A 9275-nucleotide genomic window follows, 5' to 3' on the forward strand; every position below is an offset into this window, starting at 1 on the left:
CTCGGTTCCTTGAGAGAATGGAAGGGGCTCTTCGACCCGTCTTTTTTCACCGACGAGCCGCCCCCGGGGGAGCGGCTCGTGGCGTTCAAGCCGGCGTCAGTGAACGCTGGCGGGCTGTTCCAGGGCTTCCATTACCTGATCCAGACTGAAACTTGCTGCCTTCATGCGTGGCGGAAACTCCTTGAAGGTCTCCAGGAAGTTTGCCACATAGGACTGGGCGGGCAGGGCCAGGAAGGAGTGATCCAGCAACCAGTCATAGTAGGTGTTGGAGGTCAGCTGAGCACGCTCGTAGGGATCGCGGCGCAGGTTGAACATCAAGGGGACACGCAGCGGGGTGAAGGGGTTCGCCCACACTTCGAAGGTACCCTCGATGCGCTGCTCCATGAACACCAGCTTCCAGTCATCGTAGCGCAGCGCGGTCAGGTCACCGTCATCGGAGAAGTAGAACACCTCATGACGGGGGCCTTCCTCACTTTCCCCGGTGAGCAGGGGCAGGAAGTTGTAGCCGTCCAGATGTACGTTGTACTCGCGACCGATGGCCTGAACGCCACCCTCCAGCAGGTCCTGCTTGATGGAATCGTTGCCGACGGCGGCCATGAAGGTCGGCATCCAGTCCATGTGGTGCATGACCTCGTTGGAGATGGAGCCTTCCTCGATCTGACCTGGCCAGCGGACCATGGCGGGTACCCGCCAGCCGCCTTCCCAGTTGGTGTTCTTTTCACCGCGGAATGGCGTCATGCCAGCGTCGGGCCAGGTATTCATGTGCGGCCCGTTGTCGGTGGAGTAGAACACGATGGTGTTGTCGGCGATGCCCAGCTCGTCAAGCTTGTCGAGGAACTGGCCGACGTGCATGTCGTGCTCGACCATACCATCGGCGTATTCGTTCTGACCGGAGATACCGCGCAGCTCGTCCTTGACGTGGGTACGGAAGTGCATGCGGGTGGCGTTCCACCAGACAAACCAGGGGGTGCCCTCGGCGGTCTTGCGCTCGATGAAGTCCAGCGCCGCGGCGGAGGATTCCTCGTCGATGGTCTCCATTCGCTGGCTTGTCAGCGGTCCGGTGTCCTCGATCTGCCCGTCGGCGCTGGACTTGATTACCCCACGGGGGCCGAAGGCCTCGCGGAAGGTACGCCCGTCCGGCATTTCCATATCGGCAGGGTAGTCCGGGTGCTCGGGTTCTTCCTCGGCGTTGAGGTGATAGAGGTTACCGAAGAATTCATCGAATCCGTGATTGGTCGGCAGGTGTTCGTCGCGATCGCCCAGGTGGTTCTTGCCGAATTGGCCGGTGGCGTAGCCTTCGGCCTTGAGCAGGGCGGCGATGGTCGGGTCCTTCTCGCTGATGCCCTGAGCGGCGCCCGGCAGGCCGACCTTGGATAGCCCTGTGCGAAACACGCTCTGGCCGGTGATGAAGGACGAGCGGCCGGCGGTGCAGGACTGTTCACCATAATAGTCGGTGAACATCATGCCTTCGTCGGCGATGCGGTCAATATTGGGGGTCTGGTAGCCCACCAGACCGTGGGTGAAGGCCGAAATATTGGACTGCCCGATATCGTCGCCCCACAGCACCAGGATGTTGGGTTTGGACGAGTTTCCGTTGTCCTGCTGCTGGGTGTCATTCTCCTGGGCAAGCACCGACGTGGACATCGTCATGATAAGGCTGGCCGCTAGATAACCGCTCCAGCGTTGCGCTCTGTTGCGATAAGGATTGAATGCGAACACCGTCTGTCTCCCTGACCCGGTCGCGTACCACGATGACCAGTGATTTGACGCGATGAGAGGCTCCGAGGGAGCCCGATCGCTCGAGTATAGGAGGAGTTGTTGACGATTCAGTGCAACAGAAGAGGTAAGGCGGGGGAGGATAATCAGGGTAAGGAGAGAAAGCGTCTCATTGCGGCGAGAAAGTCCGATGTTGGCGGACGTTTCGCGCCAAATACAAGGAGTTGCTGGATTGTCGTATTTTTGTAAAAAAGTGTTCTGATGACGCGGTCGATGTCGGTACAGAAATTGGAAGGGCGTCGAACGAAAGGTCAGATAGAAAGGCGAGACAGAAAGGCCAGAAAGAAAAGACAGACAAGATACAGGAAAGACAATCGATGGCGCGCCCGGGAGGATTCGAACCTCCGACCACCTGATTCGTAGTCAGGTACTCTATCCAGCTGAGCTACGGGCGCGCAGATGCCGCAGGGGATGCGGCGTCGAGAGGCTGCGCATGGTAGAGCAAAGAATGTGATTTCGCAAGGTGTCTTCGGGAGGCAGTACCAGGCCCGGCCTGCGGGACTGGCCGCCGAATCAAGTAGCGGAGCTGCTTGATCAGGAACCAATCAACCGATCCGCCAACTTGCCGATATCGTCGACGCTATAGTCCGGTACCGGGACGCCGTCCGCCGGCAACATGGCGTTGTAGGGTCGTAGCACCAGTGCACCCTGCCAGCCGGCGGCCTGGGCGCCGATGGTATCCCACAGGTGGCAGGCAATCAGGCACAGTCTAGATGGCGGTGTCTGCATGGCCTCGGCGACCTGGGCGTAGGTGTCCGGCGCGGGCTTGAACTTTTTGACCTGGTCGACGCTGAATGAGCGTTCGAAATACTCGGCCAGTCCTGCCTTTTCCAGCGGCGTGGGGCCAGCGCCCGGTGCCGAGTTGGTCAGGGTGACCAGGCGAAAGCCGGCCTGGCGAAGCCGCTCGAGTGCCGGGGCCACGTCGGGGTGCGCCGGCATGGAGCCGATGCGCTCACCCAGTTCGTCGAGATCGTTCTGCTCGAGGGTGACCCCGTGAATCTCGGCGGTCATGCGCAGGGCGCCTGCGCCGAGCTGGCCGAAGGGCGTATAGAGTCCCGACAGGGTCATCGACTGGGAGTAGAGGATCAGTTGGGCGAACCATTCGCGCAGCATCGCCGGGTCGCCGAACAGCCGATCGAACAGCGGCTCAAGGTGGGTCAGGTCGAGCAACGTCTCGTTGACGTCGAAGACCAGCACGTCGGGGCGTTCTGGGGCAGTCATGGCGTCTCCTTGATCGAGCCCGTCGCGATCGACGGGGCCTTCGGTGGCCTCGGCCAGGTACCACGACCAGGCACCACGACAGGACGCCACGGTAGCGTCCTGTCGATAGGGTGGTCGTTACTCGGCCTTCTTCCAGTCGAACTTGGCGAAGGGTTCGTCCACCGGGGTGTTGGCCAGGTGATTGGTGTAGTTGCTCATGACCTTCTGGGACAGGGCCAGGATCACTTCGAGCACCTGGCGCTTAGTGTAGCCGGCGTCGAGGAAGGCCTGCACGGCGTCGTCATCGACGTTGCCACGTTCGCGCACGACCGACAGGGTGAAGGTACGCAGCGCTTCGAGGCGCTCGTTGGGCAGCGGGTCTTCGTTGCGCAGGGCGTCGGAGACGGCGTCATCCACTTCCATCTGCTTGGCGATGGCGGTGTGGGCCGGCACGCAGTAGTGACAGTTGTGCTCGACGTTGATGGTTTGCCACACCACGGTGGTTTCCTCGGCATCGAAGGAGGAATCCAGAAATAGCTGGTGCAGGCGCTGGTAGCCTTCCAGCAGGCCCGGTGCCTCGGCCATGACCGCGTGCAGGTTGGGGATCATGCCAAAGGCGTTGACCGAGTTGTCGAGCAGTGCCTGGCTCTCTTCGGGGGCGCTTTGCTTGTCGTGGAGGCTAAAGTCGGTCATCGGGTTCTCCTGTGTGATGGCGCCTGTGGCAAGGCCGCAGACCGTTGCAGACCGGGGCGTTGCACGCGCCATTGATTCCGAATTTTTTGAGCGATTGCTCAAAATTGGCCGCCAGCAGGCCCTGCTGAAAGCCGTTCGGGCACACTCTAGCTATACCTGAGCGATCACTCAAGTTAAAATTTGAGCAGTTGCTCAATTTTCTGAAGGCCGTACCGGCCACGACACCGGACCCATCCATGCCGCGCGCGACACTACATAACCGTCAGGATTCGCTGGAACGTGCCCTGCACCTGTTCTGGCAGAAGGGGTTCCACGCCACCTCGCTCAAGGACCTGGAACGCACCCTCGATATGCGGCCGGGCAGCATCTATGCCGCCTTCGGCAGCAAGGATGCGTTGTTTCAGGAGGCGCTGGAACGCTATGCCCGGCTCGGGCTGGTCGAGCTCGAGCGTACCCTGGCCGAGTACGACTCGCCCTTGACGGGGCTGGCCGCCTACCTGCGCAAGCTGGGCTGTCTGCGGGACCAGGAGCTTCCCAGCCGGGCCTGCATGCTGGTGAAGAGCCTGCTGGAGTTGGGCGAGCGAGAGCAGGCTGCGCTGGGCAAGGCCGAGGCCCTGCTCGAGGCCATGGAAGCCTGCTTCGTCGATCAGTTTTGCGCCGCCAAGGACGCCGGAGAGCTTGAGCCGAGCGCCGACCCGGTGCGCCTGGGACGGCGGCTACAGGCCGAGGTGATGGGTCTTCGCGCCTACGCCCAGCGCGAGGTCGATAGCCAGGCGGTGCACGCCCTGGCGGACGATATGGCCCGGTCGATCGAAGCGCTGCGGCTTCCCTGAACGCGGCGCGCCTGTTCTGATGCACGTCCGCCAATGGTGGGCCGCCTGCCGAGTCCGACGTTGGTGCAACGCCAGACTCGGCAGCGGACAGGGCCTCAGGAGGCGGAGGGTGATGTCGCCTCGGGTGACGCGGTATCGCTATCGCCTGAGCGTGGCCGGCGACGTTCCACCAGGCGACGCACGCCCACATAGAACAGCGGGGTCAGCAAGAGCCCGAACAGGGTCACCCCGATCATCCCGTAGAACACCGCCACGCCCATCGCCTGACGCATTTCGCTACCCGCACCGGAGGCCAGCATCAGCGGGATGACGCCCGCGGTGAAGGCCACCGAGGTCATCAGGATCGGCCGCAGGCGCAGGCGGCAGGCGGTCAGCACAGCGTCCAGTCGCGACTGTCCCTGGCTCTGCTGCTCGCGGGCGAACTCCACCAGCAGGATGGCGTTCTTACAGGCCAGCGCCACCAGCACGATCAAGCCGATGCGGGTGAAGATGTTGTTGTCACCGCCGGTCAGCCACACACCGGCCATGGCCGACAGCAGCGTCATCGGCACGATCAGGATGATCGAGAACGGCAGCGACCAGCTCTCGTACTGGGCCGCCAGCACCAGGAACACCAGCAGCACCACCAGCGGGAAGACGTAGATCATGGTGTTGCCCGCCAGCACCTGCTGGTAGGTGACCTCGGTCCACTCGTAGGCCACGCCGGCCGGCAGGGTGGTGGCCAGCACCTCCTCTATCGCCTGCTTGGCCTGGTCACTGGACATGCCCGGCGCCGGCGAGCCGTTGATGTCGGCGCTGACGAAGGTGTTGTAGTGCATGACCCGGTCCGGCCCGGTGGTCGGGCTGATCTCGACGAAGCTGCCCAGCGGGATCATCCGGCCGTCGTTGCTGCGCACCTTGAGCTGGCGGATGGCCTCGGCGTCCAGGCGGTATTCGGCGTCGGCCTGGGCGCGTACCTGATAGGTCCGGCCGAAGCGGTTGATGTCGTTGACGTAGAGCGACCCCAGGTAGATCTGCAGGGTGTCGAACACCGCATCCAGCGAGACATTCATCACCAGCGCCTGCTCGCGGTCCACCTCCACGTCGTACTGCGGCACCTGGATGCGATAGCTCGAGTAGACACCGGCCAGCCGCGGGTCCTGATTGGCGGCGCCGACCACCGCCTGGGTCGCCTCGAACAGCCCGTCGAAGCCGACGTTGCCGCGGTCCTGCAGCTGCAGCTTGAAACCCCCGGTGGTGCCGAGGCCAAGGATCGGCGGAGGCGGGAACACCGCCACGTAGGCCTCGTCGATCTGGGCGAACTGGGCATTGAGGCGGGCGGCGATGGCGCCGGCCGAAAGCTCCGGCGACTGGCGCTCGTCGAAGGGCGCAAGCGGGGTAAAGACGATGCCTGAGTTGGAGGCATTGACGAAGCCATTCACCGAAAGACCGGGGAAGGCCACGGTGTTGGCCACGCCCGGCGTTGCCAGGGCGATCTCCTGCATCTCGGCGAGCACCTCGCTGGTGCGCTCGAGGCTCGCGGCGTCGGGTAACTGGGCCATGGCCACCAGGTACTGTTTGTCCTGGGACGGAATGAAGCCGCCGGGGACCTCCTGAAACAGCTTGCCGGTGAGTCCCAGCAACGCCAGGTAGCCGAGACCGACGATCAGCCCGAAGCGCAGTAGGCGACGAATCAGCCCGGTGTAGCCCCGCGACATGGCAGCGAAGGCGCGGTTGAAGGGGCTGAACAGCCAGCGGCCGAACAGGGCGTCGATCAGCCGGGTCAGCCAGTCGGGCTTAGCCCCGTGGGGCTTGAGCAACAGCGCCGACAGCGCCGGTGACAGGGTCAGCGAGTTGAACGCCGAGATCAGCGTCGAGATGGTGATGGTCAGCGCGAACTGCTGGTAGAACTGGCCGGTCAGGCCGCTGATGAAGGCGGTCGGCACGAATACCGCGGTCAGCACCAGGGCGATGGCGATGATCGGCCCGGTGACCTCGCTCATGGCGATGCGGGTGGCCTCATAGGGCGAGTGGCCGAGTTCGATATTGCGCTCGACGTTCTCCACCACCACGATGGCGTCGTCCACCACGATGCCAATCGCCAGCACCAGGCCGAACAGCGACAGCGTATTGATCGATACGCCGATCAGCTGCATCACCGCGAAGGTGCCGATCAGCGAGACCGGCACCGCGATCAGCGGAATCAGCGAGGCCCGCCAGGTCTGCAGGAACAGCACCACCACGACCACCACCAGCAGCACCGCCTCCAGCAGCGTATGCACCACCGCCTCGATGGAGCCGCGCACGAACACGGTGGGGTCATAGACGATGTCGTAGTCGACGCCGTCGGGGAAGGTCTCGGCGGCCTCGGCCATATAGTCGCGCACGCCGTCGGACAGGGCGATGGCGTTGGAGCCCGGACGCTGGAATACCGGCAAGGCCACGGCGTCCTTGCCGTCGAGTTGGGCGCGCAGGGCGTACTGATCGGCGCCGAGCTCCACCCGGGCGACGTCGCCCAGGCGGGTGATGCGGCCGTCGTCGTCCACCCGGATCACGATCTGGCGAAATTCTTCAGGCGAGGACAACCGTCCCTTGACGTTGAGCAGGCGCTGGAACTGGCTTTCGCGCGGGGCTGGCTGGGCGCCCAGGCTGCCGGCGGCGACCTGCTGGTTCTGCTCACGCAGCGCCGCCACCACGTCGCTGGCGCCGAGGCCCCGGGAGGCGATGGCGTCCGGGTCGAGCCACACCCGCATGGCGTACTCGCCGGCCCCGAACAGGCCGACGTCACCCACACCCTCGAGGCGCGCGATGTCGTCCTGCAGGTTCAGCCGCGCGAAGTTCGATAGCCATAGCTGGTCGTAGCGCCCATCCGGTGAGGTCAGGTGGACCACCATGGTCAGGTTGGGCGACGACTTCTCGGTGGTCACCCCCAGCGCCTGGACCTCCTGGGGCAGGCGAGGCGTGGCGCGGGCCACCCGGTTCTGGACGTTGACCTGGGCCTGGTCCAGGTCGGTGCCGAGGGCGAAGGTCACGGTCAGCGTCAGGTTGCCGTCGGCGGTGGACTGGGAGTCCATGTACAGCATGCCTTCGACCCCGGTGATTTCCTGCTCCAGCGGGGTGGCCACGGTCTTGGCGATGACCTCTGGATTGGCGCCGGGGTAGTTGGCCTTGACCACCACGGTGGGTGGCACCACCTCGGGGTATTCAGAGACCGGCAACTTGAACAGCGCCAGGCTTCCGGCCACCACGATCAGGATCGACAGCACCGCAGCGAACACCGGGCGTCGGATAAAGAAGTTCGACAGGTTCATGTGCGCGCAGGCTCCTGGTCGAAGTGCTTGGCGTCGGCGGCCAGCGTGCCCGCATCGCCAGTGGTGTCGCCCGAGGCGGCATCGGTAACCGGGCCGGGGGCCAATTCAGGGACAGACGCAGTGGGGGAGCCGGGCGCTGCGTCGAGGCGTTCGGCCAGGCGACGGGTACGCTCTCGCAGTTGCTCCAGCGGGGCGCGGTCGGGGCCGTCGACCAGCGCAGGAGAGATCGCCATGCCGGGGCCGAACTTCGAAGGACCGGCGGCGACCACGGACTCACCGCCCTCGAGCCCTTCGCTGATCTCGCGCCAGGCCCCGAAGCGGGCGCCGGTGGTGACCTTGCGGTAGGCGAGTTTGCCCTGTTCGTCGGCGACCAGTACAAAGTTGGCGTCGAGGTCGGTGCCAATGGCGCGGTCGGGCACCAGCACCCCATCGCGATGGCGGGCGGCAGCGATTCGCACCCGGGCGAAGGCGCCGGGGCGCAGCGATGGATGCCCGGCGTCGAAGCGAGCGCGCACCCTCAGGGTGCCGGTGGCCTCATCGACCCGGTTGTCGATAAAGTCGAGCTCGCCCTGGTAGGCGAAGTCGTCCTGGCCGGCGAGCTGCAGTTCTACCGGCCAGCCCTGATCGGCGGTAATCTCGGCAAAGTCGCGGTTCCAGCTGCGCTCGTCGATATCGAAGTAGGCGTCGACCTGGTCGGTGCTGACGATGGTGGTCAACACGCTCTGGCCGGCGCTGACCACGTTGCCCACCGTCAGGTCGGCGCGGGAGACGCGTCCGCTGATCGGCGCGCTGACCTCGGCGTGGGCCAGATCGAGACGAGCACTGTCGAGTTGTGCCTGCAGCGAGGCGACCTCGGCATTCTGGGCCTGGGCACTGGCGCGCCGGGCTTCGGCTTCCTCGCGGGCCATCAGGTTGCGCCCGACCAGCTGATTGGCACGGTTGGCCTCACCGTTGACGCGGGCCAGCTCGGCCCGGCCCCTGGCAAGCCCGGCCTCCAGCTCACGCACCCGCGCCTCGAAGGGCGCGAGGTCCAGGCGAACCAGCGGTTGGCCCTGTTCGACCAGGGAGCCTTCCTCGAACAGGATCTCGGCGACCTGACCGGTGACCCGGGGGCGCAGGGTGACACGCTCGGGAGCCTCGAGGCGGGTGGTGTAGCGATACCAGTTCGAGACCGGCTGACGCACCGCCTGGACCACCTCGACCCGAGGCGCGGGCGCAGAGCCCGCGCCATCGGCAGCGTCACCTTGTCCTCCCTGACCTTCGCCGGGTTGGCAGGCTGCCAGCAACAGCGCCAGGGCGGCGAGCCCCAGGCCACGGGCCAGGCGACGTATTGCACGAGGTGTCTTACGCGGTGCTGTACGACGTGCCGTGCGACTCGCCTTGCGATGTCCAGTGCGGCCAGCGCTATCGGCACCCCCTCGAGCAGGCAGGTCGTCAGACTCCGAGGGCGATACGGCAAGCGCAGGGGAGGGGGCAGGCGACA

General features: G+C 65.0%; 6 protein-coding genes and 1 tRNA gene. 1 reads left to right on the top strand and 6 read right to left on the bottom strand.

Annotated elements, in window-relative coordinates; all coding sequences use genetic code 11:
* Positions 1-96: 96 nt before the first annotated feature.
* From RBB39_RS16165 to RBB39_RS16180, 4 genes are all read right to left on the bottom strand, one after another.
* Positions 97-1650, bottom strand: coding sequence for an arylsulfatase (locus RBB39_RS16165; protein ID WP_083970556.1), 1554 nt, complete (start codon positions 1648-1650; stop codon positions 97-99).
* A 444-nt stretch (positions 1651-2094) separates the two neighbouring features.
* Positions 2095-2171: transfer RNA gene (locus RBB39_RS16170), tRNA-Arg, on the bottom strand.
* Between the two features lie 139 nt (positions 2172-2310).
* Complete coding sequence (locus tag RBB39_RS16175) at positions 2311-3087, bottom strand: haloacid dehalogenase type II (RefSeq protein ID WP_239452591.1); 777 nt, start codon at positions 3085-3087, stop codon at positions 2311-2313.
* A 27-nt stretch (positions 3088-3114) separates the two neighbouring features.
* Positions 3115-3669 carry a carboxymuconolactone decarboxylase family protein gene (locus tag RBB39_RS16180; protein ID WP_108131421.1) on the bottom strand — a complete coding sequence of 185 codons (555 nt, stop codon included), beginning with the start codon at positions 3667-3669 and terminating at the stop codon, positions 3115-3117.
* A 236-nt stretch (positions 3670-3905) separates the two neighbouring features.
* Here RBB39_RS16180 and RBB39_RS16185 point away from each other — a divergent pair, with 236 nt between their 5' ends.
* Entirely contained in the window at positions 3906-4502 is a 597-nt protein-coding gene (locus RBB39_RS16185) for a TetR/AcrR family transcriptional regulator (protein WP_045994162.1), read from the top strand.
* 95 nt (positions 4503-4597) lie between these two features.
* On the opposite strand, the gene RBB39_RS16190 is transcribed toward RBB39_RS16185, so the two are convergent.
* Both RBB39_RS16190 and RBB39_RS16195 read right to left on the bottom strand, forming a co-directional pair.
* On the bottom strand, positions 4598-7792 hold the full coding sequence (locus RBB39_RS16190) for an efflux RND transporter permease subunit (protein ID WP_045994163.1): 3195 nt from the start codon (positions 7790-7792) through the stop codon (positions 4598-4600).
* Positions 7789-9275 (bottom strand): efflux RND transporter periplasmic adaptor subunit (locus RBB39_RS16195; RefSeq protein ID WP_306169189.1); only part of this gene is annotated, 1487 nt, incomplete at its 5' end. The genes RBB39_RS16190 and RBB39_RS16195, both read right to left, overlap by 4 nt.

This window comes from Halomonas sp. MMSF_3323 (assembly GCF_030733595.1).
Taxonomy (GTDB): domain Bacteria; phylum Pseudomonadota; class Gammaproteobacteria; order Pseudomonadales; family Halomonadaceae; genus Halomonas; species Halomonas litopenaei.